The organism is Porphyromonas gulae, from assembly GCF_000765945.1.
Lineage (GTDB): Bacteria > Bacteroidota > Bacteroidia > Bacteroidales > Porphyromonadaceae > Porphyromonas > Porphyromonas gulae.
In genome coordinates, this window is sequence record NZ_JRAT01000012.1 from 332,735 (window position 1) to 358,101 (window position 25,367).

Annotated in this window: 23 protein-coding genes; 13 read left to right on the forward strand and 10 right to left on the reverse strand. The window is 52.1% G+C overall.

Going from position 1 to position 25,367, the window contains the following annotated elements:
* Positions 1-136 precede the first annotated feature (136 nt).
* Together HQ49_RS04945 and rpoE are read right to left on the reverse strand one after the other, a co-directional pair.
* The gene (locus HQ49_RS04945; protein ID WP_039418736.1) at positions 137-529 is read right to left on the reverse strand and encodes a hypothetical protein; all 393 of its coding nucleotides are present in this window, start codon (positions 527-529) and stop codon (positions 137-139) included.
* The gene (gene rpoE, locus HQ49_RS04950) at positions 526-1,068 is read right to left on the reverse strand and encodes an ECF RNA polymerase sigma factor RpoE (RefSeq protein ID WP_449421060.1); all 543 of its coding nucleotides are present in this window, start codon (positions 1,066-1,068) and stop codon (positions 526-528) included. The genes HQ49_RS04945 and rpoE overlap by 4 nt, the downstream gene beginning before the upstream one ends.
* Positions 1,069-1,535: 467 nt before the next feature.
* Here rpoE and HQ49_RS04955 point away from each other — a divergent pair, with 467 nt between their 5' ends.
* The 8 genes from HQ49_RS04955 to HQ49_RS04990 all read left to right on the forward strand — a co-directional run bounded on the left by HQ49_RS04955 (position 1,536) and on the right by HQ49_RS04990 (position 12,173).
* Positions 1,536-1,943, forward strand: a complete 408-nt coding sequence (locus HQ49_RS04955) for a DUF6249 domain-containing protein (protein WP_026292101.1) — start codon at positions 1,536-1,538, stop codon at positions 1,941-1,943.
* Between the two features lie 18 nt (positions 1,944-1,961).
* Positions 1,962-2,621, forward strand: coding sequence for an ABC transporter ATP-binding protein (locus HQ49_RS04960; protein WP_018964550.1), 660 nt, complete (start codon positions 1,962-1,964; stop codon positions 2,619-2,621).
* Between the two features lie 25 nt (positions 2,622-2,646).
* A complete protein-coding gene (locus HQ49_RS04965) occupies positions 2,647-3,921 on the forward strand; it encodes an ABC transporter permease (protein WP_039418737.1) in 1,275 nt (424 codons plus the stop codon).
* Between the two features lie 24 nt (positions 3,922-3,945).
* The gene (locus HQ49_RS04970) at positions 3,946-5,208 is read left to right on the forward strand and encodes an ABC transporter permease (protein WP_039418738.1); all 1,263 of its coding nucleotides are present in this window, start codon (positions 3,946-3,948) and stop codon (positions 5,206-5,208) included.
* Positions 5,209-5,279: 71 nt separating this feature from the next.
* Positions 5,280-6,386, forward strand: a complete 1,107-nt coding sequence (locus HQ49_RS04975; RefSeq protein ID WP_039418739.1) for an efflux RND transporter periplasmic adaptor subunit — start codon at positions 5,280-5,282, stop codon at positions 6,384-6,386.
* Positions 6,383-7,750, forward strand: coding sequence for a TolC family protein (locus HQ49_RS04980; RefSeq protein ID WP_039418741.1), 1,368 nt, complete (start codon positions 6,383-6,385; stop codon positions 7,748-7,750). Before HQ49_RS04975 ends, HQ49_RS04980 begins: the two co-directional genes overlap by 4 nt.
* 128 nt (positions 7,751-7,878) lie before the next feature.
* Positions 7,879-9,672, forward strand: coding sequence for a right-handed parallel beta-helix repeat-containing protein (locus tag HQ49_RS04985; RefSeq protein WP_080745550.1), 1,794 nt, complete (start codon positions 7,879-7,881; stop codon positions 9,670-9,672).
* Between the two features lie 26 nt (positions 9,673-9,698).
* Positions 9,699-12,173, forward strand: a complete 2,475-nt coding sequence (locus HQ49_RS04990) for a glycosyl hydrolase family 95 catalytic domain-containing protein (protein WP_039418742.1) — start codon at positions 9,699-9,701, stop codon at positions 12,171-12,173.
* 26 nt (positions 12,174-12,199) lie between these two features.
* Here HQ49_RS04990 and HQ49_RS12660 read toward each other — a convergent pair whose 3' ends face one another.
* Entirely contained in the window at positions 12,200-12,349 is a 150-nt protein-coding gene (locus tag HQ49_RS12660; RefSeq protein WP_152566838.1) for a DUF1661 domain-containing protein, read from the reverse strand.
* Here HQ49_RS12660 and HQ49_RS11300 point away from each other — a divergent pair.
* The 5 genes from HQ49_RS11300 (at position 12,318) to HQ49_RS05005 (ending at position 18,088) form a co-directional block, all read left to right on the forward strand.
* Positions 12,318-12,410, forward strand: a complete 93-nt coding sequence (locus tag HQ49_RS11300; RefSeq protein ID WP_160224176.1) for a DUF1661 domain-containing protein — start codon at positions 12,318-12,320, stop codon at positions 12,408-12,410. The genes HQ49_RS12660 and HQ49_RS11300 overlap by 32 nt on opposite strands.
* Entirely contained in the window at positions 12,400-12,594 is a 195-nt protein-coding gene (locus HQ49_RS11305; RefSeq protein WP_018964542.1) for a hypothetical protein, read from the forward strand. The genes HQ49_RS11300 and HQ49_RS11305 overlap by 11 nt, the downstream gene beginning before the upstream one ends.
* A gap of 86 nt (positions 12,595-12,680) precedes the next feature.
* Entirely contained in the window at positions 12,681-14,519 is a 1,839-nt protein-coding gene (locus tag HQ49_RS10350) for a C10 family peptidase (RefSeq protein WP_052073441.1), read from the forward strand.
* 31 nt (positions 14,520-14,550) lie between these two features.
* A complete protein-coding gene (locus HQ49_RS05000; protein ID WP_039418744.1) occupies positions 14,551-16,035 on the forward strand; it encodes a DUF3943 domain-containing protein in 1,485 nt (494 codons plus the stop codon).
* A 16-nt stretch (positions 16,036-16,051) separates the two neighbouring features.
* Complete coding sequence (locus HQ49_RS05005) at positions 16,052-18,088, forward strand: M3 family metallopeptidase (protein WP_039418746.1); 2,037 nt, start codon at positions 16,052-16,054, stop codon at positions 18,086-18,088.
* Between the two features lie 121 nt (positions 18,089-18,209).
* Here the strand turns inward: HQ49_RS05005 and HQ49_RS05010 are convergent, their stop codons facing one another.
* The 7 genes from HQ49_RS05010 to HQ49_RS05040 all read right to left on the reverse strand — a co-directional run bounded on the left by HQ49_RS05010 (position 18,210) and on the right by HQ49_RS05040 (position 25,365).
* The gene (locus HQ49_RS05010) at positions 18,210-19,412 is read right to left on the reverse strand and encodes a C1 family peptidase (RefSeq protein WP_018964538.1); all 1,203 of its coding nucleotides are present in this window, start codon (positions 19,410-19,412) and stop codon (positions 18,210-18,212) included.
* Positions 19,413-19,618: 206 nt separating this feature from the next.
* Positions 19,619-19,999 (reverse strand): RidA family protein, encoded by a 381-nt coding sequence (locus HQ49_RS05015; RefSeq protein ID WP_018964537.1) that lies wholly within the window; start codon positions 19,997-19,999, stop codon positions 19,619-19,621.
* A gap of 22 nt (positions 20,000-20,021) precedes the next feature.
* On the reverse strand, positions 20,022-20,774 hold the full coding sequence (gene rlmB, locus HQ49_RS05020) for a 23S rRNA (guanosine(2251)-2'-O)-methyltransferase RlmB (protein ID WP_039418747.1): 753 nt from the start codon (positions 20,772-20,774) through the stop codon (positions 20,022-20,024).
* On the reverse strand, positions 20,771-22,426 hold the full coding sequence (recN, locus tag HQ49_RS05025) for a DNA repair protein RecN (RefSeq protein WP_039418749.1): 1,656 nt from the start codon (positions 22,424-22,426) through the stop codon (positions 20,771-20,773). Before recN ends, rlmB begins: the two co-directional genes overlap by 4 nt.
* Positions 22,427-22,440: 14 nt before the next feature.
* Positions 22,441-23,349 (reverse strand): type IX secretion system protein PorD, encoded by a 909-nt coding sequence (gene porD, locus HQ49_RS05030; protein ID WP_039418750.1) that lies wholly within the window; start codon positions 23,347-23,349, stop codon positions 22,441-22,443.
* Positions 23,346-24,560, reverse strand: a complete 1,215-nt coding sequence (gene coaBC, locus HQ49_RS05035; RefSeq protein WP_039418752.1) for a bifunctional phosphopantothenoylcysteine decarboxylase/phosphopantothenate--cysteine ligase CoaBC — start codon at positions 24,558-24,560, stop codon at positions 23,346-23,348. The genes porD and coaBC overlap by 4 nt, the downstream gene beginning before the upstream one ends.
* Positions 24,561-24,585: 25 nt before the next feature.
* The gene (locus HQ49_RS05040; protein WP_039418753.1) at positions 24,586-25,365 is read right to left on the reverse strand and encodes a 3'-5' exonuclease; all 780 of its coding nucleotides are present in this window, start codon (positions 25,363-25,365) and stop codon (positions 24,586-24,588) included.
* Positions 25,366-25,367: the final 2 nt, after the last annotated feature.

A 25,367-nucleotide genomic window follows, 5' to 3' on the forward strand; every position in this document is an offset into this window, starting at 1 on the left:
GTACACGACTTCGGCAGACACAGGATTCAGGCCGGAGTATGCCTGAGTTTTTTTGTTGAATCGGATTTTTCATGCATTCCCCTCCTTTTGCCCCGTTCTTATTCGACGGGATACGCAGCAGGGTTGCCGGAGCGGTCTACGACTTGGTGTCGCGATGCTTCGTATTGCGATATAGTTCGTAGAGGAACAGCCCGAAGAGGACGACCACGGACAGGAAGATCAGAGGTGCTCCGGCTATATCCTTGCCCAAACCGGCGAAGGGATTGCGGAAAGGTCGGTCTTGAACCAAGCTATCGAAATCGAGACCGCTAAACAATCCCTTGGAACCTAATACCACGAAGACAACCACCGCAAGGACACATACTCCCGCCATGGCGATGCCGAACAGACGATGGGCACGCCGTTCGCGCCGAGCGGCTTCCTCTCGGACGGCACGCATCACATCGAAGCGTTGTTTGAGTCCGGCCGGCTGTTTGGGCAACTGTCGGAACAGTTCTTTGAGCTTTTTGTCTTCTATATTCTGTTTCATTTTCTCATCATTTTATAGAGTTTGGCGCGAAGCCGATGGAGCTTGACCTTCACGTTGGACTCCGACATGCCGGTCACTTCCGCTATATCCCGTACCGACAGGTCGTCCGAATAGAACATGAGCAGCAAGGCTTTGTCAGCGGCCGGCAGCGAGTCCAATGCCTGCTGCAGCAGCTCCGGATCCTCTCCGGACGTTTCGAGATCTTCGTCCGGCACATCGGGCAGCTCCTCCACCCGATCGGTTACATAGGCCTTGCGGCGACGAAGATGGTCTATTGCCTCATTGTAGGCGATTCGGTAGATCCATGTGGAGAACGAACTCCGGCCGTCGAATCGGCCGATATGCCTGAAAGCCTTTACGAAGGTGTCTTGCAACAGATCGGCCGCATCCTCTTCGTCCTGTAGCAGCCGACAGAGGAGAGCATACAGCATGTCGCTGTATCGCTCCACCAAAGGGGCGAAACTTTCGGTGTCGCCCGCCTGCACGGCACTGATATAGTAGCTGTCGGATTGCTTCTCCATCTCATCGCTTAGACGCAGATTTGTCGATTCGGTTACAGTCCCGGGTGAGATCTTTCGCCAAACTTACACGAAATCATCTATTCCGAGGCCTCATTCTCCCCTTTCTATCCTGATGAACTACGATGCTCGGATCGTCCTTTTTCTCCACATCCTGACGGCTATTATCATATACAGACCACACGGACATACCACCTGCGAGAAAAATTTTTCGGCCTTGGTGTTGCAGATTCCAAAACTATGGCATACTTTTGCGGTGTACTATTTGGCTAATACGCATATATACGGACGAGAAATTTGTCCGTCATAGCGCAAGCATAAGAGAAGAGTGTAAGAGACAAAAGAAGAGAACGAAGCAGGTTTGATGGCAGAGCGGTTTCTTTTTAAGAGAGTACTCGGCGATACAGAGGTGTAACCTTTTCGAGCACTGTCCGTCAAAGAGGCAAACAAACTAAAAGTAATAACCCCCAAACTAAAAAGAAACGATTATGAACTTAGAATCAATTTTGGTACCTGCGGTAGTGTTCTACTTCATCTTCAAGATTTTCGAACTCTACGTACGCCGTGGCGAACGACTTCGCCTGATCGAGAAGCTCGACTCTCTGCCTTCTCCCGAAAGAAATGCAGACTTGACCCGATTGACCTCCTCCTTTAGCACTCGAGACAATCAAGGACTCGGTATCAAAGTAGGTTTCATGATGGTAGGCATGGGCATCGGGCTGCTGCTGGCTTTCATCCTTACTTTCTTTTTCCAACAAGCGGTGAATAGTCAGTTCAACTGGTCTTTCGGCCACACATTCGAAACCCTTTCGGGAATCTGTCTGCTGATTTTTGGCGGCCTCGGACTTCTGATCCCTTCCATCATCATGCGCAAGGGGGAGCAAGGCAAACAATAAAAGAACAATCGCAATAAAATGATCGACATCAAAGGCATCCACAAAACTTATCCGGGAGCACAACCCCTACACGTGCTCAAGGGTATAGATCTGCACATCGCCAAAGGAGAGATGGTCTCTATCATGGGAGCATCCGGATCGGGCAAGAGTACGCTGCTGAACATCCTCGGCGTACTCGACACCTACGACGAAGGTGAGTATCGCCTGCATGGCGAACTCATCCGCAATCTCTCCGAGAACCGAGCGGCGGAGATACGAGGCAGACTGATCGGATTCGTATTCCAGAGCTTCAATCTGATCTCATTCAAAAATGCGGTGGAGAACGTCGCCCTACCCCTGTATTATCAGGGCATAAGCCGTCGCAAGCGCAATGAGATGGCCATGGAATACCTCCGGCGCGTGGGGCTGGAAGATTGGGCCGATCATCTGCCCAACGAACTTTCGGGCGGACAGAAACAGCGCGTTGCCATAGCACGCGCTCTGGCAGCCAAGCCACAGGTTATCCTCGCAGACGAGCCTACGGGAGCACTCGACAGCGTTACGACGGTAGAGGTGATGGAGCTGCTGCGCAGTGTCAATCGCGATGGGATCACCATGGTGATCGTCACGCATGAACAGTCGGTAGCCGACAGTACGGATCGGATTATCCATATCAAAGACGGCATCATCGGAGCCTAAGACCTTAAAAAGAGCGATAGACAGTATGTTCGATTTAGACAATCTGCATGAATTAGGAGCCACCCTGCGCAAGAATATGCTACGTACGGCTCTCACCGGCTTTGCCGTAGCCTGGGGCGTACTGTTGCTGGTACTGCTGCTGAGTGCCGGCCGCGGATTCCAGCATGGCATCCGGCACAATGTGGAGCAGTTCGGTATGGGCACGAGTGCCATCAGCTTCTCCACATGGCGCACCGGCAAGGAGTATGGAGGCTATCCCAAGGACAGGTATATAGAGCTGACACCTGCTGACTGCGACTATCTGGTCAAGCTCAATCCCGATCTGATCGAAGGTGCGGCATACTATACCAACCAGTGGAGCTACGACGTACAGTACGAGGATCGGACACACTCCACTCCTACGAAAGCCGTATCCGGAGAATACGGCAATATGGTCAAGACGCATCTGCTCCAAGGACGTTTCCTCTCCACATCGGACGATGCCATGAAGAGAAAAGTAATAGTCCTGTGCGAACAGACCGCCAATGTCTTATTCGGGGAAGGTGTTTCACCCATAGGGAAATACGTAAATCTGTCCCAAATCCCTTTCCTCGTGGTAGGCGTCTGCAAAGGCGAACAGGGGCAATTCAGCCCCAACTACATTCCTTTCGCCACCTATTCAGGTGTTTTTGGCAAGGGATTCGGTCTGGACTGTACGCTATTCATGAACTGCCCGACGGTGCGAACCGAGGCGGATGTGGAGAGACTGAAAGTGCGACTCAATCGGCAACTGGCCTTCCGCAAGGGCTATGATCCTACCGATATGGAAGTGCCCTATGTCGATGCACCGGTGACGGACATGAAAATGATGGACAAGATATTCAACGGCATGGATGTTTTTCTCTGGATTATCGGGCTGAGCACCCTTGTCATCGGGATTATCGGAGTGGCCAATATCATGCAAGTGACCGTCAATGAAAGACAGCGCGAAATAGGCATTCGCAAAGCATTGGGAGCCAAGCCAAGGGCTATCATCCATATGATTCTGACAGAGGCGGTAGTGGTCACACTGCTTTCCGGACTGATCGGCTTGGTGGCCGGTGTTGGTCTGATGGAGTTCGTATCGCACTGGGTACAGACTACCGGTGTGGGGAGCAGACAGGTAGAGGGAATAACGCTGACGCTCTTCCGCGATCCGAGCATCGATCTGAGCACTGCCCTGTTGGCTCTGATAGTCATGGTAGTAAGCGGAGCCATAGCAGGATACCAGCCTGCCCGCAAAGCCGTACGAATCCCCGCGGTGGAGGCTATGAGAAACTAAACGAAGGAGGAGAGAGAAGAGACTATGAGATTTTTCGATAGAGATCGCTGGATAGAGATCTGGCATACGATCTACAGCAATCGCAGACGCAGTCTGGCCACGGCCTTCGGTGTATTCTGGGGTATCTTCATGCTCGTCGTACTGACCAGCGTGGGGGCCGGCTTCAGCAATGGTATTCTGCGCGAAGTGTCAGGCATTGCCTCTAATTCTGCTTTCTACTGGACCAACCTGACGTCAAAACCTTATATGGGTTTCCGCAGCGGTCGAAGCTGGAGTATGACCTCCGGCGATATACGGACGGTTCGCAGCCAAGTTCCCGAAGTGGAGTTCATCAGTCCGATCATGTGGGGCGCGAGATCGAACAAAAACGTCGTATTCGGAGACAAGTCCGAGACATACTCGATCGTAGGAGCAGAGCCTGATTTTTTCGAGATCAGCCGCGTCAATATCCTGCAAGGCAGAATGCTCAATGCCGTGGACGATAAGCTGCGCAGGAAAGTGTGCATGATCGGAAAAGAAGTAAGAGAAAAACTATTCGGGACTACCGACCCTATCGGTCAGGTGCTGCGCGTAAACGGACTTTATTATAGAGTGATAGGTGTGGTGGAAGCGAAAAGCAACAACGTCACCATCGGATCATCGCCTAAAAGGAGCGTTTACCTCCCCTATAGCGTGCTGCAACAAATATCCAATAGCGGCAATCGTGTGGAGAACTTCGCTGTCAGCGCCCATCCTTCGGCCGACATGAAACAAATGTTCAGGAAGATCGAAACCATCATCCGTAGCCGCAATCAGATAGCACCGGACGATGACAAAGCTCTTTCCAAATTCGATATCTCGGCTCAGTTCCAGCTGATGAATATGATTTTCACCGGTATCAATCTGCTCGTTTGGATCGTCGGTATCGGCACGCTGCTCACAGGTATCGTAGGTGTCTCCAACATCATGCTTGTCACCGTCCGCGAACGAACGCGAGAGATCGGTGTTCGGCGAGCACTCGGAGCCAAGCCGCGTACGATCATCGGACAGATCCTGAGCGAATCCCTTGTGCTGACAGCTTTGGCCGGACTGCTGGGTTTGGTATTCGGTGTGGGATTGATGAGTGTGATCGATATGGCTTTTTCCCAAAGCTCGTCCGGCAATTTCCCTTTCTACAATCCTCTGATACCATTTGGTACCGCCTTGCTCTCTCTTTTTATCATCATAGCCGGCGGTATCCTCGGAGGGCTGCTCCCTGCCTATCGGGCTATTCAGATCAAAGCGATCGATGCCATCAGGGATGAATAACAGCCTTTACATTAGATTATTGCCCCCCTTCATAATTCGAATAAAGAAAAACAAATAAGATAAGAACCAAGATGAAAAAGTATTTCAAGATCTTCCTTTGGGTGCTGTTGGCCGTTGCCGTGATCGGCACCTTCATGTTCCTCTGGCAAAAATCCAAAGCCAAACCCAAAGAGTACCAAATCGAAACGGTAACCAAGCAAGACACGATCGAGAGCAAGACGGTGATCACCGGTACGGTGGAGCCGCGGGATGAGGTGCTCATCAAGCCACAGATGAACGGTATCGTAGCCGAACTGCTGCACGAAGCCGGCGATGTGGTACAGAGCGGTGACGTGATCGCTCGCCTCACAGTCGTTCCGGAAATGATCCAGCTCAGTCAGGCCGAGAGCCGTGTCCGTATGGCGGAGATTTCATTCGAGCAAGGCAAAGAATCCTATACTCGCAGCAAAGATCTTTTCGACAAGTCGGTCATTGCCCGCGAAGAGTTCGAGGCAGCCGAAGCGAATTTTGCCAAAATCAAAGAAGAACTATCCAATGCGCGTGAAGCCATGGAGATCGTAAAGAAAGGTGCCAGCAGCCGTACAGCCAAGCAGAGCAATACGCTTGTGCGCAGCACGGTAACGGGTAAGATCTTGAATGTCCCCGTCAAGGTGGGTAATTCGGTCATTCAGGCCAATACGTTCAACGAGGGAACGACCATCGCTTCGATAGCGGATATGAATGATCTGATTTTTGTCGGGAAGATAGACGAGACGGAAGTAGGTCGTATTCGACTGGGTTCTCCTATGCGCATTTCGGTGGGAGCATTGGGGAAAGAAAGTTTTCCTGCCACAGTGGAATACCTTGCACCCAAGGGCAGCATCGTGAACGGAGCTGTGCTATTCGAAGTGAAAGCCTCGGTACATATTCCAAGCGATAGAGTGATCCGCGCCGGCTATAGTGCCAATGCTGAGATCGTACTCGAAGGAGCCTATGGCGTACCGGCCGTACCCGAAGCTTGTATAGAGTTCAGTGGCGATAGCACTTTTGTGCAGGTGGTAAAAGCAGAGAAGCCGCTACAGACCGAACGCCGTCAGGTGAAAACCGGCGTGTCGAACGGTTCGAATATTGAAATCAAAAGCGGACTTAAAGTCGGTGAAAAGGTGCGTGGAATAGAAAAAACCGAAGAGAAGAAATGAAACGGACAATCCTCCTGACGGCACTGACCGTCCTATCTTCGCTCTCCTTGCTTCGTGCACAGAATGAATCCGGAGTATCGGCCAATCCGGTGTCAGATCTCTCTCTGGAAGACTGTATCCGGATAGCCAAGGAGCGCAACCTGAATCTGCGCAGACAGGAGATCGAACAAGAAAGCCGAATCATCGGTCTCGATGCAGCACGACACAGCTTCCTGCCCACGGTCAATGCCGGCATCGGACACAATTACAGTTTCGGACGCTCGAAAGACAAAACGGGTGTAACGGTAGATCGCTCCTCGATGAATACCAATCTCAGCATCGGAGCGTCGGTGGAAGTATTCAGCGGCACGCGCCGTCTGCACGATCTCAAGCAGCAGAAGTACAACGTCGAGGACGGCATAGCCCGACTTCAAAAAGCGCGTGAAGACCTCAGTCTGCAAATCGCGGCCCTCTATATCAATCTGCTCTTCCGTCAGGAAATGACTCGGACGGCAGAAACACAATTGGCACTCATCCGTGAGCAACGCAATCGCACGGCCGAAATGGTTCGCGTAGGTAAATGGGCAGAGGGTAGACTCCTCGACATAGATGCCCAGATGGCCAAGGACGAACAGCTCCTCGTACAATATCGTTCCGAGGAGGAGCTGGCTCGTCTGGACTTGGGTCAAGCCCTCGAACTGGAGCATCCCCAAAGCATTACTGTCAAGGCTCCCGACACAGATGCTCTCGTAGCAGAAAGGTTGGGATCTCTCCTTGCTCCCGAAGAAATCTATCGTGCGGCTCTCGGTTTGAAGCCGGTACTGCGTTCGAGCGAGCTGCAAATAGCCTCGGCACGCGAAGGTCTGGCTTCGGCTCGTGCAGCATACTTCCCGACGCTCAGCCTCTCCGCCGGATACAGCAACGGTTACTTCCGCGACCTCGGCAAGGAGTATGCCGCCCTCACCCCCTCCTTCTCCGAACAATGGAAGAACAACGGCAGCTACAGCATCGGACTCTCTTTGAATATCCCCATCTTCTCTGCCATGCAAACGCAAGACCGCATTCGAAGCAGTCGCCTGCAAGTGCGGTCAAGCGAACTCCGACTGGCTGAAGAGAAGAAAGCCCTCTATAAAGAGATCAGGCAAGCATACAGCAATGCCGTGGCAGCCGACAAAGCCATCGCAGCAGCCGAAAACAGCAAGGCAGCTACGCTCAAGGCATACGAATATGCCCGGGACAGCTTCGAGGCCGGTCGCTTGTCTGCTTACGAATATGCCGAAGCCAAAACGAAATATGCCCTCAGCCAAGTGGAAGAACTTCGTGCCAAGTATGACTTCATATACAAAGCCAAGGTTCTGGACTTCTATCGGGGCATAGACTTCTAAAAGATTCCTAAGAAAACTATCTTTGAACCCTCAGTGAGGTGTTCATCAGATCCATCAGGATCCCGACATCGTAGCGGACTCTTCCTTCTCAAGAAGGAGGTGTCCGCTGCAATAATTCTTGTACAGCTATGATGACAAAAACGAAACGTGTCTTGCTCTTTGCTCTGCTGGCATTGCTTATCGTCACGCCCTCTTTATCCGAAGTACGAGTCTATGATGTGTCCCACTACGGACTGAAAGCCGGCACGAAGCAGAACGCATCGCCCATATTGCGCAAGCTGCTTGCCCGAATACGAACCGAATGCCGGTCGGGAGACAGTATCGTGCTGCGTTTCTCTTCAGGCACATATCATTTCCATGAGGAGGGAGCCGAAACGCGTACCTATTACATATCCAATCACGATCAGACCAATCCGAAGCGAGTGGGCATGGCCTTGGAGGGATTCCAACGCTTTACACTGGACGGACAAGGGGCACAATTCGTCTTTCACGGACGAATGTTGCCCCTTTCTCTTTTGAACTCCACGGACTGCACCTTACGCGACTTCAGTATCGACTTCGAGAATCCGCATATCGGACAGGTAAAGATATTGAAGAGCGACAGCCTGCAAGGAATGCTCTTCCAAGTAGCTCCATGGGTCAAGTACCGCATCGACAAAGACGGTTTCTTCGAGACCTACGGCGAAGGATGGACAGCTCGTCCGATTACGGGGATTGCTTTTCAGCCGGACAGCAAGCACCTGGTCTATAGAACCGGCGACCTCAGCTATTCCACACAGGGTGTAGAAGACCTTGGATCACGCACCCTTCGTGCTCCGCTCTGGAAAGATACACGCCTCACACCGGGAACTGTGGTAGCCATGCGCACATACTCTCGTCCCGCTCCGGGTATCTTCATGGCGGGCAATCGGAATACCCTCTTACAAAATATCCGCATACACTATGCCGAGGGAATGGGCTTGCTGGCACAGCTATGCGAAAATATCAATCTCTCATCCTTCAACGTCTGCCTGAAAGGGGAGGATGATCCACGCTACTTCACCACACAGGCCGATGCCACCCACTTCTCCGCTTGTAAGGGGAGAATCGTCTCAACGGGTGGACTCTACGAAAATATGATGGACGATGCCATCAATGTCCACGGCACCTACCTCAAAGTCGTCCGCCGTATAGACGACCACACCCTCATCGGACGCTATATGCACCCTCAATCGTGGGGATTCGACTGGGGACAAGTGGGCGACAGCGTGCAATTCATTCGTTCGGCAACAATGGATCTGATCGGCGAAAAGAATCGGTTAGTGGCCATCCGCCCCCATGATAGCGAATCGATACAGGGTGTACGTGAGTTCGTCCTCTCCTTTAGCGAGCCGATCCATCCCGATATAAACGAAAGAGAGGGATTCGGCGTGGAAAACCTCTCATGGACTCCCGAAATCATCTTCTCCGACAACATCATCCGCAACAATCGCGCTCGCGGCACACTGTTCAGCACACCTCGTCCTGTTTTGGTGGAAAACAATCTCTTCGATCACACATCGGGAACCGCCATCCTGCTCTGCGGCGATTGCAACGGCTGGTACGAAACGGGAGCCTGCCGTCGGGTAGTCATCCGTCGCAATCGCTTCGTCAATGCGCTGACCAATCTGTTCCAGTTCACCAATGCCATTATCTCCATCTACCCCGAAATACCTCGACTCGATGCCCAGCAAGGATTCTTCCACGGAGGAGAGGAGGAAAGCATCCTGATCGAAGACAATGTATTCGACACGTTCGACCTCCCCATCCTGTACGCCAAGTCGGTGGACGGACTGGTCTTCAGGAACAACCGCATAGAGGTAAATACCCGATACCGACCCTTCCACCCCAATCGCAGTCGCTTCCTGCTCGAACGGACCAACAGGGTGAGGATTACCGAATAGAAAGAACCGTCATACTTGCATACATCATGGCAAAACGCTTTGTCCTCTTATCCTTCCTCTTGCTTACATCAGCCCTTGTAAGGGCCTCCGATTATAGGAGAGGTCTCATCATCCGGTTCGATACGCCTAATACCCTGCAAGGGCGTGCCGTTTGGTACGGGGGCCGCCCCGAAATGTGGAGCGGGGACAACAAACCCGAAACGGCAGGCGACACCGCTCAAAATCCCGACCGGGAATGGGAGTCCTGCTCCCTTCCTATCGGCAATGGAAGTATCGGTGCCAACATCATGGGATCGGTGAAGACCGAACGTATCACTTTCAATGAAAAGACACTGTGGAGGGGAGGCCCCAATACGGCTAAAGGAGCCGGTTACTATTGGAATGTGAACAAACAGTCGGCCCACCTCCTGCCTGCCATACGAAAAGCATTTGCAGAAGGGAAAAAAGATGTGGCAGAACGACTTACTCGAGAGAATTTCAACAGCGAGGTTCCCTACGAAGCTTCGCGCGAAAAACCTTTTCGATTCGGCAACTTCACCACGATGGGCGAGTTTTATGTGGAAACCGATCTGAACGAAGACAATCCCGACTCATACCGGCGTATTCTTTCGATAGATTCGGCTCTGGCCGTGGTGCAATTCAGTATGGCCGGCACGGACTATCGACGCTCCTTCTTTATCTCTTATCCCGCCAATGTCATGGTTATGCGGTTCTCCGCCAATCGCGCCAAGAGACAAAACCTCGTTTTCAGCTACGCTCCCAACCCCCTTTCTACGGGACGAATGGCATCCGCCGGGGACGACGGACTGATCTACACGGGCACGCTGGACAACAACGGGATGCAATTCGTCGTCCGCATACGGGTTGCCACACGAGGAGGTACCGTATCGAATGCAGACGGTAAGCTCTCCGTTCGGGATGCCGACGAAGTTGTATTCTATGTAACGGCCGATACGGACTATCGTATCAACTTCGACCCGGACTTCTCCGATCCGAAGACCTATGTCGGTACGGATCCTGTGCAAACGACCCGTACGTGGATAGACCGGGCCGTATCCAAAGGATATGAAGCTCTGTGGCAGGAACATTATGCCGACTACGCATCGCTATTCGATCGTGTCAGATTGAGCCTGAACCCGACGGCGGCATCTCCCGATCTGCCCACCCCCCAACGACTCAAAGAGTATCGCGCCGACAAACCCGACTACGGCTTGGAGGAGCTTTATTATCAATTCGGCCGATACCTGCTCATTGCCTCCTCTCGTCCGGGGAATCTGCCGGCCAATCTGCAAGGGATGTGGCACAACAATGTGGACGGCCCTTGGCGAGTGGACTACCACAACAACATCAATCTTCAGATGAACTATTGGCCGGCTTGCCCTGCCAACCTAAGCGAATGCGTACACCCCCTCATCGATTTTATCCGCACACTGGTCAAGCCCGGCGAACGGACTGCACAAGCTTATTACGGAGCACGAGGTTGGACAGCTTCCATATCCGGCAATATATTCGGCTTCACCTCTCCGCTGGAAAGCACGGACATGGCTTGGAACTTCAATCCCATGGCCGGCCCGTGGCTGGCCACGCATGTATGGGACTACTATGACTATACGCGCGACATCCGATTTCTGCGTGAGACCGGGTACGGACTCCTCAAGAGCAGTGCCCGTTTCGCAGTGGATTATCTATGGAAAAAGCCTGACGGCTCCTACACCGCTGCACCCTCTACATCGCCCGAACATGGGCCGGTGGACGAGGGGGCGACCTTTGTCCATGCAGTCATTCGGGAAGTGCTGGCCGATGCCATCGAAGCCGCCGAGGTATTGGGTGTAGACGAGCAGGAGCGCAAGCAGTGGGAGTCTGTATTGAAAAAGCTTGCCCCCTATCGAATCGGTCGCTATGGACAGCTCATGGAATGGTCGGAGGATATAGACGATCCGGAAAGCCGCCACCGCCACGTCAACCATCTCTTCGGCCTGCACCCGGGCAGTACGATCTCTCCGATCACTACCCCGAAGTTGGCCGAAGCCTCACGCATCGTACTCGAACACCGAGGCGATGGGGCTACGGGATGGAGTATGGGTTGGAAGCTGAACCAGTGGGCGCGCCTGCACGATGGCAACCATGCTTATATGCTCTTCGGCAATCTGCTGAAAAACGGCACATTGGACAACCTCTGGGATACGCATCCGCCTTTCCAGATAGATGGCAATTTCGGCGGCACGGCAGGTGTCACCGAGATGTTGCTCCAGAGCCATCTCGGCTTCATCCACTTGCTGCCCGCTCTGCCTGATGCATGGGCTGACGGGAGTGTGAGCGGACTTTGTGCCAGAGGCAATTTCGAGATCGCCCTTGAATGGGCTGACGGGAAACTCACCCGAGCGACCATCCTCTCCAAAAGCGGCTCCCCCTGCACGCTGCGCTACGGCTCCCTTACCAAGACATTCCAAACCGTTGCAGGCCGGGAGTATATCCTCGATGGAAATTTGATGATGAATTGACCTGATCGTCACGTCTTCGCACTTCGTCAGCAGTCTGCCTCGAAGAAGAACGAACGGACGTTTTCGGCAATACGAAATACGAGCCGAAAACGCTCCGATTGTGGCGCGTGAATCTTGAAGAAACGGCGCGAGATTTTTTTCGTTTTGGCGCGAGAATTTTTTACTTCTCGAACCAAAACGAAAACTTTCTCGCGCCACATTTTTTGGCAGGTTAATAGAGAAAAAAATGGTGCGTAGACGCTGCAATACAGATGACAGCCCCATGTCTTTCAAATCGGTTCGTACAGGACGCTCCGGCCACTCGTCGGACCTCCTATGGAGAACTCGCCCTATTGACCTCTTCGGTTCGCTTATGATGGGGGAGTGGTATTGGGGTGGGAAGCTTTTGGCAGGCTTTTATGCTTTTGTTCGTGCTATCTAAAGTAAAGCTGCGCTAAAAACTGGGATAGATTTGTTTATCTTCGTTTATTCTTTTGGGACGAAAATATATAAGACATTCGTTGGGCAATGCTGCTAAAATACTTTTTCAAAGGAGAAGCCTCCGGCTTCCGATCATTATTCTTCTCTCTTCTTTTTATTGCTATCCACGCATCGACTATCGAAGCACAGTCGCCTATGCCCGATGATGAACGGGTGGCATGGGAATACGCCCGGCGGCTATATCCGGAGAGAGAGACGCTCAGCCTTTCCAGAGCAGCCCTCCCTGCCGGCATTCCGGCTTCCGCCTTCAACATAGGCGATCGGGAAGGGTTTGTCCTCGTATCCTCCGGGACAAGTGCTCCTACACAGATACTCGGCTATAGCCGAGAAGGGCGGTTCGATTACGAGCCGGCACCTCCGGCTCTCAAAGCACTGCTTTCGATCCATTCGGATGCCTCCGATGATGGCACACGCGGAAGCAGCTACAACCCGACAGGGCCTTTGCTAAGCACGAAGTGGGGACAGAATGCCCCTTTCAACTTGCTTACGCCCCTCGTCAATGGAAGCCAGTCCCCCACCGGTTGCGGAGCTACATCGATGGCGCAGGTAGTGGCTCATTATCGTTACCCCGAGAAAGCTACAGGACAGATCGACTACACGACTTCCAACAGCCAGATAGCGATTTCAATGAGCCTCGACACCATTCCCTTGGATTGGGACAATATGATAGACACTTACGAAGAGGGAGCATACAGCACCCTCGAAGCCAAAGCCGTTGCCAATCTGATGCTGGCTTGCGGTGTGGGGATGCAGATGAATTACGGTGCCGGTGGCAGCAGTGCATACATCCACAAACTGGACTTCTGCCTCCGCCGCTACTTCGGCTATGAATCTTTTTCACGCAATCAGGTGGTGCATCAGGTTCCGCAGGACGAATGGCATGCTTATATCGCAGCGGATATGGAGCGAGGGCTTCCGATCATATATCTGGCCAATACCAACGGATACGGCGGACATATATTCGTGCTGGACGGAATAGATGCGGAAGGGCGTATCCATATCAACTGGGGATGGAAAGGCTATGCCGATGGCTACTATTCGCTCGGCTTCTTCAATCCGCAAAGCCAAAAGCGTGGCTACAACGACAATGCCATTATGATCACAAACATCCGTCCGGCAATAGAGGAGGAGATAGATGAGAATATCCTTTCGTGGAGTACCAAGCCTTTTCTCTACATGGGCGAGAATAAAAAGATGGAATACGCCGCAGCTCATCTTTATACGGCTACAGATCTCGCCCCTTATGAGGGGAAAAGCATCGAAGCCATCGAATTTTTCCCCGGCGAGCAGCAGTGCGCGTACCGCCTCTGCATCTGGGGCGATGCTTCGCGGCAGGAACTGCTGTTCGAGCAGGAGGTGACGGGATTCAAGGCCGGGGATCCTTTCCGCGTACAACTCTCTACGCCTTTCGTCATCCCATCGGGCAAAGATCTGTACATAGGCTACACGGCCGATGCCTCAAAAGGCTATCCCATGGGTATCGATGCCGGTCCGGCCATGCTTGGCAAGGGCGATTTGTACGTCATGAATCCATCGGAAGGTGCTCCTTTCGCCTCCATCAACAGAAGGGATACGAAGTTGGATATCAATTTCTACCTGCGCGCCTATCTGAAAGGGTCTAATGCCATCGGACCGATCGGCTCAGGGTATAGGGTTTATCCCAATCCTGCATCGGATCATATTACCGTAGAATATCCGCAGAGTCTGCCGGAGGGGCGGACGATATACCTGTTCGACAATGAAGGCCGAGTAGTGGCCAAAGCCCGGACATCCGCTACGACTGTGCGCATGGACCTGCATCACCTTCCGGCAGGGGTCTACTTCCTTCACGACGGCACCATGGCCGAAAAGATAGTCAAACGTTAGTACCACACATCCTCCAGGCATCAGAACAAAGATGAAAAGAAGGCTTCTATCGCTGCTACTACTGTACATACTCTCTTCCATCGGACTTTCCGCTCAGCGGTTTCCTATGGCACAAGGGCTTGAATTGCGTACCGACTCGCTTTCGACACTGTCCAAACGTCCTTGGCGCGCCATCGGCAAAACGATAGGTGTGAATCTGGCTGTATGGGGCTTCGATCACTACATCATGAACGAAGACTTTGCAGACATCAGCTGGCAGACGATCAAGAACAACTTCCAGACAGGCTTCGGCTGGGACAATGACAAGTTCGTCACCAACCTCTTCGCACATCCTTATCACGGATCCCTCTACTTCAACGCTGCCAGATCGAACGGTTTGAGTTTCAAGCACTCGGCTCCCTTTGCCTTCTTCGGCAGTCTGATGTGGGAGCTGCTTATGGAGACCGAACCGCCCAGCATCAACGACCTCTTTGCCACGACCATAGGCGGTGTAGCCTTGGGAGAGATGGGGCATAGACTGTCCGATCTGCTCATAGACAATCGAACCACAGGATGGGAACGTACGGGGCGTGAGGTAGCTGCAGCACTGATCAATCCGATGCGCTTTCTCAACCGCTTGACAGCCGGAGAGGTCACTTCCGTGGGAAGTAGGAGTGGCCGCGTGTTCCAATCTGTCCCTATAAATATCATCGTCGATGCAGGCTTTCGGTTTTTGGCGGACAAGCGGCATGCCCGAACCGGTGCCACGGCTCTGACCCTGAATCTGAGATTCGACTACGGCGATCCATTCCGAAGCGAAACTTTCTCTCCATACGATTTCTTCCAATTCAAAGCCGGATTGAGTTTCTCCGAATCGCAACCTCTGCTGAGCCAGATCAATCTGATCGGGATCCTGAGCGGACTCCAGCTGCTCGCACGCGAACGAACGGTTTTGGTGGGAGGTCTCTTTCAGCACTTCGACTACTACAATTCGGAAAAACGCATAAGCAAGAATTCGGAAGAGATACTCGTCACCCCTTACCGTATCTCGCAAGTGGCGGCTTTGGGTGGCGGCCTTATCTTCCAGCATCGTGGGAGACTGAGGCATAGGCCTCTGCATCTGTATGCCGAAACCTACCTGAATGCCGTACCGATGGGTGCCAGTCTCTCGGATCACTACAACGTGGACAATCGGGACTATAACCTCGGCACCGGATTCAGCGGCAAGGCATTTCTGGGAGCTACATACAACGATCTCTGGAGTTTGCTCATCGGTTTAGAGACGTACCACCTATATACATGGATCGGACACGAAGAACCTGAACAGGGAAAGAGCGACGTCAGCTCTTTTCTGGTGCAGGGCGACGAAAGCAAAGCGCGCCTGCTGGTGACGAGTTCGGAGTTTGCATTCCATCCGGGGCCTTGGCATGTAGCCATCGTGGGGCGTCGATTCATCCGCAAAACAGCCTACAAATTCTACCCAAACGTGTCATTCGATACCGGCGACATACAGCTGCGTGTCGGATTTCATTTCTAATCCCCAATCTTTAATAATGAATCCCTTCTTACAACCCTTCGATACGCCTTTCGGCAGTTACCCCTTCGACAAAATTTCGATAGCGGACTTCAAGGAAGCATTCGCGTATGCCTTAGCAGAAAAACGGGCAGAAGCAGATGCCATCATCAACAGTACCGAACCGCCGACTTTCGCCAATACGATCTTAGCACTGGAGCTGTGTGGCGAAAAGCTGGAGCTTGTCTGTGGAGCTTTCTTCAATCTCCTGCATGCCGACAGCAACGACGAACTGATGAATCTTTCCCAAGAGATAATGCCCGAACTGACTCGTCTCAGTACGGATATAGCCCTGAGCGAACCCTTGTTCGGGCGCATCCGGACTGTATGGGAGAGCGATGAGAAAGAAAAGCTATCGGAGGAAGAAAAACGCCTTCTGTACAATTGCTATCGGGGCTTTGTCGATAGTGGAGCACTCCTTCCTACTGAGAAAAAAGACCGGCTGCGTACCCTGTCCGAAGAGATGAGTATGGCGTCCTTGACCTTCGGACAGAATGTGCTCAAGGACGAGAAACGCTACAAACTCCACCTCAGCGATCCGGCAGCTGTGGCGGGGATGCCCGAGACGGCTCTTGCACTCGCTTCGGAGAAAGCCCGGCGAGAGGGCTATACGTACGGTTGGCTTTTCGACCTTTCTGCTCCGAGCTATTTTGCTTTTATGAAGCACTGTCCCGATGGGAACCTGCGCCGGCAGATGTATGAAGCGAAAATGTGTGTGGGCTTCGTAGACAATGAGTATAACAATGAGGCTCTGGTCCGTAGAATGGTGAACGGCCGTCTCGAAGAGGCCCGGCTCTTGGGCTACGACACCTTTGCCCACTTTGCCCTTCATGACAGAATGGCCAAGAACCCCAAAGCAGTCCAAGAGCTGCTGGACAAACTACTGGATGCGTACAAACCCAAAGCGACAGAAGAGTTGGAGATGATCCGCCAATGGGCTGCCAACAAGACATCCGAGGCCGATAACTTCACGATACAACCATGGGATTGGGCATACTTCTCAGAACAGTACAAACAGGCCCACTACGATCTGGACGATGAGATGATGCGCCCATACTTCGAATTAGGGCGCGTCACACGTGGTATCTTCGGCTTGGCCAACCGACTGTACGGGCTTCATTTCTCCGAACGGACGGATGTGCCGGTCTATCATCCGGATGTAAAGGTGTACGAAGTGTCGGATGAGGACGGCTCTTATATCGGTCTGCTCTACACGGATTTCTTCCCACGCGAAGGCAAGCAAAACGGAGCATGGATGAACAACCTCCGAGATCAGTCCGAGCATCAGCATCCGCACATTATCATCGTGATGAACTTCACCCCTCCTTCGGCGGACAAGCCTTCGCTCCTGACGGCAGGTGAGGTGGAGACTTTCCTGCACGAGTTCGGTCATGCCCTGCATGGCATGCTGTCCAAATGCCGCTTCAGCTCCTTGTCCGGCACCTCAGTAGCCCGTGACTTCGTGGAGCTTCCCAGCCAAATAATGGAAAACTGGCTGACGGAGAAGGAGTTCCTCGACACCTTTGCCCGCCATTATATAACGGACGAACCTATGCCTCGGGAATTGGGGGAGAAACTCCTCTCGGCACGAAATTATCTCGCAGCAAGCGGCGCATGCCGTCAGCTCAGCTTCGGCTATCTCGACATGGCATGGCACGGATTATCTGCTCCGGTGGATGACAAATTGGACATCAAGGCTTTTGAAGAGGCCGCTTGGTCGAAAGCTCTTATCCTGCCCCCGTCGCCCCCCAATGCCGTGATGAGCACGGCCTTCGGTCATATATTCTCAGGAGGCTATGCAGCCGGATACTATGGGTACAAATGGGCGGAAGTGCTGGATGCCGATGCTTTCGCAGCTTTCAAGGAAGCGGGCATTTTCGATCGCGAGGTAGCCGGTCGTTTCCGTCGTGAGATATTGGAGAGAGGCGATACGGCTGATGCCATGGAACTGTATGTAGCTTTCCGCGGACATGAGCCGGACATTGCTCCCTTGCTGAAGCGTACCGGCTTGGCTTAGCTCCCATTCACACAGTCTCAGTACCACGCAAAACGTAAGCCCGAAAGCGACGTATCACTTTCGGGCTTGCTGTCTTTGTCCTTTTTGGGGTACCTGCTTCTAAGATAGCAGGGGATATGATTTACTGGCGAATGCCGAGCTTCTTGGCGATGGCTGCAGGGATAGCCTTCTTGTGCACGATGATATTCATCGTCTTACCGGCTACGAAGTTGTAAGAAGCATACCAGATGCCCTTGTACTTACCGGTTTCGCCCCATGAGTTCTTCACCATGAAGAATTTACGTCCGTTCTGGTTCTTGGCGATACCATAGATAACCATACCGTGGTCATCGGTGAGGGTGTACTCATCGTAACCTTTCTGACGGAACTCCTGTGTGGGGTTGATTTCGGGACAATCGGCACTATTAACCGTGCGAACGATCTCTGCCTGCTTTTCGGCACGGCTCAATCCTACCCAACGATCCTGATCCGATCCTTTGGCTTCGATGCCTTCCACGTCGGCCAATACGCCGATACCATCACGCGTAAAGCCCACTTCGCTTACGTCCGAACCCCATGCGATGGAATAGCCGTTGTTGATGGCATACTCCATCGTCTCCATCAGCTCGTTGATGGGCATGTTATAGGAGAGAGAGCCGCGCCAGTTGTCTTCGATTTCGAGAGCAAACTGTGTGTAGAAAGGATGATGTGTGTAAGAAGTCAGCGACACATAGTCGTCGGCATTAAGGCCGAGATACTGAGCAAAGCTCTTCGGCGTGTAGGTCTTACCTTCATAAGTGAAAGTTTCAGGACATGTGCCGAGGTAGCTGTCGATGATCCCGTCATAGGCTTTTTTCCATGCAGGAGTGAGCTTGCCGTTAGGGTTCGTCACGATAGCTTTGAGGTAAGCCAGAGCACCGTCGGCCAATTCGCTGTGTGCATTCTTCTTCGTACCATAGTTCAGGCCTTCCATGACTGACTGCGGAACGACGCCGTAGTGCTTCACCACATAAAGAACATCGTAGAAAGAGCCGCCCTGTCCGAAGTTCAGCTTACCGTGCAGACGCACATACTTCTCACCCTTGTCCTTGTAGGACTGAGCTACGGAGTGCATTTCGGCCAAGTCCACTGCAGGTTTTCCCATACGGAGGATTTCGCTTTCGAGGAATCCTAATGCAGAGTATGACCAGCATGTACCTGAATTGGCCTGATCTTTCACCGGCGTAATGGGCACTTCTTTAATAGTAGTGAACCGATTCTCTACAACGTCAGCACTCTTCTGTTGAGCTTGTACGACGAAACCGCTGCAAACAACTGCCGCAGCGAGCAAAAGCGTTTTCTTCATTCTATGTTTTTGATTTTTAATGGTGAGTGATTTTCTCATATAGTCGCAAATATAAGAATATCTACCCATTCGATTCCTAAATACCGACCGTCCGAACAAGAGGGAATATCCCATACAGCGGCTTAGGTATAAAGAAAGAGGCTATGGCGAAGGAAAAAATTCCTTTCGCCACAGCCTCTCGTCATGAGGAGGAAGGAGATCTAAGATCAGTCTTTGATCGCTATGATCTCTATTTCCACCAATCCGTTCTTCGGCAGCGTCTTAACGGCAACAGCAGAACGAGCAGGGAAGTCGCCGGTAAATTGCTTCTCGTAAACGGCATTCATCGCTGCAAAATCACTCATATCGGCCAAAAAACAAGTGGTCTTTACCACATTGGCAATTGTGAGTCCCGCTTCTTCGAGGATAGCTCGAATGTTCTTGAATACTTGTTCGGTCTGCTCCGTTACTCCGCCGGGAACAAAATTCCCCGTGGCGGGATCGAGACCTAATTGTCCGGAAGCATAGAGCATATTACCTACTAGAATAGCCTGACTGTATGGCCCGATTGCGGCCGGTGCATTCTTCGTGTTGATTACCTTTTTCATTGTGTACTGTTTTTTATTTGGATTATGAATTTGATGATTGCAGTCTTTGCTGTCGCACTACCTCGTAAATAACGATACCGGCTGCAACGGAGACGTTCAACGAGCCTATGGCCCCCATCTGCGGAATAGCCACTATGCCATCGGCCATCCTAAGCGTATCGGGCGATGGCCCGACATCCTCCGCGCCCAAGACTATACCCAAAGGCAGCTCCATGGGCACATCGGTATATAGATCTGCTGCCTTTTCCGAAGCAGCGACTATGCGTATACCGTATTCTTGCAGGCTACGGATGGCTCCGGGAATGGAAGTCACGCGACAAACCGGAATACGATGCAAGGCTCCGGCAGAGGTCTTGATAGCATCTCCTCCTACCGAAACGCTACCTCTTTCGGGAATAATGATGGCATCCACCCCTGCACACTCTGCCGTACGAGCAATAGCCCCGAAGTTTCGCACATCGGTGATACCATCGAGCAGCAAGAGGAAGGGTGCCTTCCCCTCTTCATAGAGCATCGGTATGAGTTGATCCAAGCGAGTATATTCGATGGCAGAAAGAATGGCTACTACCCCTTGGTGATTCTTGGTGGTAAGCCTGTCCAACTTCTCTGTCGGCACATGCATCACCGGCACGCACCGCTCTGCGGCCTCTCGAATGATTGCATCGGTCTGCTCTGTCTTGAGTCCCCGACGAATAAAGATCTTGTCGATCTCTTTGCCTGCTTCGAAGGCCTCCGATATGGAGTGCAGGCCGAATATCATTTTGTCATTCTTCATCTTGCTAAAAGCTCTTTGGCTGCGGCCAGGGCCACATCCGTCAGGTTGTTTCCGCTCTGCATACGGGCTATCTCTCGTATCCGTTCCTCGGAGGTCAATTCCCGAATGAAAGTGCGCGCCCGTTCGCCTGTTTCATCTTTATAGACAAAGTAGTGCCGCTCCCCACGAGCTGCTATTTGGGGCAGATGCGTGATGGCGAGCACTTGCATACCTCGCCCCATGTGAGCCATAATCTCTCCCATGCGGTCAGCCACTTCACCCGATACGCCGGTATCTATCTCATCGAAAACGATGGCCGGCAAAGAACGCTTGTCCGCAATGAGAGCTTTCAGGCATAGCATCAGGCGAGCGATCTCTCCTCCTGAGGCAATCTCCGATACCGGCTCCGGCTCCATCTGCTTATTCGCCGAAAACAAAAAAACGACCTTGTCTGCTCCGTGAGGGCCATATTCTGTCGAGCGAATATCAACGACAAAACGAACATGAGGCATATTGAGTTTGCGCAAGGATTCGCACAAAGAGGTTTCCAAAGCAGAAGCCGCCCGAATACGTTCTTCGGTCAACATCGATGCCTTGGCCTCAATCTCCTTATAAAGGATTAGGACTTCTTGCTCAAGTCGGCTTATCTCTTCTTCATCGGTGCTGATCCTTGAGAGGCGTTCGGCCAGATCGTCTCGTATGGCAATAAGAGCATCGCTGCTATCGGCATTGTAACGATGCAGGAGCGAGTGAATTTCATCCAGCCTACCCGTTACAGCATTCAATCTTTCCGGCTCGTAGGAGACATCGTCCGAACGCCGCCCCAAATCCGATGCAATATCGGCCAACTCTATTCGAACATCGCGTACTCGCTGTCGGTAAGAAACCGAGTCGGGATAATAGCTTTCTATGGAGACCAAAGCATCCTCCACTTTGTTCAGCCCCGACAGTAGTCCTCCCTCATCGTCGGAGAGAAGGCTATAGGAACGCCCCAGCTCTCTTTTAATGTCCAAGGCATGCGTCAGCATGGACTGCTCTTCTTGCAAACGAGTTTCTTCTCCCGATTCGAGACCGGCCTTATCCAATTGCTCGAAACGAAACTGCCAATAGTCATACTCCGATGCTGTCGCGGTGGCTGCCTTACGAAGGTCTTCCAGCTTTTGTTTTTTTTCGGCATACACCCGATAGGCCTTCCTGTAGCCGGTATATAAATCGGGTTTTCCGCTATAAGCATCCAGTACGTTGAGCTGGAACAAGCTGTCACCGAGCAGGAGGTTTTTGTGCTGAGAATGGATGTCGATCAAGAAGTCGGCCAACTCACGAAGAGCCGTCAATGGAGCAGGCGTATCATTTACGAAAGCGCGACTTTTGCCTTTGGAGGATATTTCGCGGCGGATAGTGCATTCGTCCGGATCGAAGTCCAAGTCGTAGCGATCCAATACGGTTTTCATCTCCGGAACGAATCCGGTAAAACGCCCTTCTACTATGCAGCGATCTGTACCGGGTGCAATAGCCGAAGTATCGGCACGCCCCCCGACAAGCAGCCCCAAAGCACCTAAGAGAATACTTTTTCCTGCACCGGTTTCTCCTGTGATCACAGAAAAATGAGGGGCAAAATCAATATCAAGCCGGTCGATCAGAACGTAGTTGGCAATATGCAAAGAGGCTAACATCCCGAAAAAGAGGATTATTTTTTGAGCGGATTCAGCTTGTTTCCCTCAGTCGGGAATACCTTGTTCAGTATTTTATATGCATCCTGCTTTTCCGAAGCATTGGCTTTCGACAATATATTCACGATCTCATCCAGCTTCACAGCCGCAAAGATGGAAAGCAGTGGCGACATGGGACGTACCTTGTAAACAGCTTCCAGCTGAGGCAACAGCTCTAATACCGTAGTGCGTCCGCGATTGGGATTGCCGACCATTTCGTCCAATGCCCGTCGGTGATAATCATACCAAAACTTGCGCAAAGTCTCCAATTCGGCATCATTCATAGCCTCGGCAAGGGCATAGCGATTCTTGGTACTCTCGAAAGCTTTCCAGCCGCTCCAGTCTTGTTTGGCCTGTGCTCTGGCTACGATCTGACGCATCATAGAACGGGCCGAATTGCCTCCCAAAGGACTGAAGCTGTCAAAATCCATCGCCAATATGAAGTAGGCATAGAATACGACGGAGGCTACCAGATTACTTTGCAGATCCGTCTCATTATATTCGATGGGATCGAACTGGTTGTATTCGAAGTTCAGTTCCTGATCCCGCCAGATAAGCTGAGGAGAAAAATAGGAGGAGTTGTAAACAGGGCGACGAGAAGTAACGAAGAGTTCGGCCTTGTATTGACTTTCGTCTTTCACCTCGGTAAGGTTGATGGAAAAGGTGCAGTCGATACGCTCAGCAAAACTGAATGTGGCCGTTGTCCATCGGGTCAGGTTGAGGAGATCTGTGAGCTGACGCTCCAGCGTCTTGAACGCCTCCGCATTGGCATTACTGCCAAGACGTTCGCTATTGATGGTTACCTTGGCATTCAGCTCCTGACTTACAGCAGAGGCCGTACAGAAAAACAGGCAGATCCACAGCCCCCACCACAATCTCATTCTCATCCCAATTCGATTATATAGTCCACAATATCTTTGGCCACCTCGACCTTACTCTTGAGCGGATATTCCGATGGTCGGCCGTCACTGCCGAATACGGTGATCTTATTCGTGCCCACTCCAAATCCGGCTCCCTCATCGGAAAGCGAATTCAGTACTATTGCATCCAAGTTCTTGGCTTTCATCTTGCGTATAGCCTCTTGCTCCCCACTGTCCGTCTCCAGAGCAAAACCCACCAACCGCTGTCCTGCACGTTTGAGTGCTCCGAGCGTAGCCGCTATATCCGGATTTGCGGTCAGGCGGAGGTCGAAGTCGCCCTTGGTCTCTCGTTTCATCTTTTTCTCTGCCTGCTCTGCCGGACGATAGTCAGCTACAGCTGCGGACAAGACGGTTATGTCGGCCTTTTCAAAAGGTTTCCGACAGGCTTCGAGCATCTCCACGGCACTCTCCACATCGATACGGTCTATCCCTTCCATGGCTGTCTGCATCGCAGTAGGGCCGGCGACAAGCGTAACCGAAGCCCCCAATTCGGCCAAACGTTCAGCTATGCAGAAGCCCATCTTTCCGGAAGAGTAGTTGCCGATAAAACGTACGGGATCGAGTTTCTCGTATGTAGGGCCGGCTGTAACCAATGCGTTCTTTCCAAGGAGCGGTTTGCGATCGCTCCCATCGAAGAAAGCCTCCAGTATCTCCACAATGCGCTCCGGCTCTTCCATCCGCCCCTTTCCTACAAGATGGCTGGCCAATTCGCCCTCGCCCGGCTCGATGATATGATTGCCATAAGAGCGCAGTATCTCGATATTGCGTTGCGTACTCGGATGTCGGAACATGTCCAAATCCATAGCCGGAGCCACGAACACGGGGGCCTTGGCGGAAAGGTAAGTGGTTACCAACATATTGTCGGCGATCCCATGTGCCATCTTGCCTATCGTAGAGGCTGTGGCCGGAGCTATCAGCATAGCATCCGCCCAGAGACCGAGATCCACATGGCTGTTCCATGTGCCATCCCGTCCGGAGAAAAATTCGCTGATGACAGGCCTGGATGTCAGAGCCGAGAGAGTGATGGGAGTAATGAACTCCTTGCCGGCAGGAGTAATGACTATTTGCACTTCAGCCCCCTTCTTGATGAGCAGGCGGGTCAGAACGGCAGCCTTGTAGGCAGCGATACTCCCCGTGATAGCAAGGACGATGTGCTTGCCGGCCAAAGATGATTTCATCTGTACGAGGTTCTCTTATGCTTGTTTATTTGGTCTCGGGATTGTTCAGAGACATACGCAAGCGGGTAAATTCCTGTTTCGTATTCAGTGTAAAGTCCGCGTCCATGATCCAGCCGTAGTAGCCAGAATCCGTACGCAATACATCCAGAGCTTTACGGCCACGATACTTACCGAAATTAATGATGACGTTGTCATTATCGTCATAAACCAATCGGCCGGCAAAGTCTACGTTGCGAAACTGGCGGGAGAAGTCGGCCAAGAAAGCCATATCGTTCTCCAATGTTCCCTCGTAACGATCCAACTGAGCCTTGAATACATCGTAGGTAGCGCGTGTATCGGCTTCGGCCGAATGTGCATTTTCCAAAGTCCTGTTGCAATAGAAACGAGTGGCCGCCTCCAATGTGCGAGGTTCCATCTTATGAAAAATCGTCTGAACGTCTATGAGCTTTCTCCGGCGAAGGTCAATGTCCACTCCGGCACGGAGAAACTCCTCCACCAGTATCGGCACATCGAATCGCGTCGAATTGAAGCCGGCCAAGTCACAGCCTTCTATCCATTGCGCCAGACTTTTGGCCACCGAACGGAATGGAGGGCAGTCCTTCACATCCTCATCCGTGATGCCGTGAATAGCTGTCGATTCGGGAGGGATAGGACGTTCGGGATTGATACGCCTTGTTTTGCTCTCTTCACTCCCATCAGGCATAACTTTCAGAATAGAAATTTCGACGATTCTGTCACGTACCAAGTCCACGCCCGTTGTTTCGAGGTCGAAGAAGACCAGTGGATTTTTCAGATTCAATTTCATTC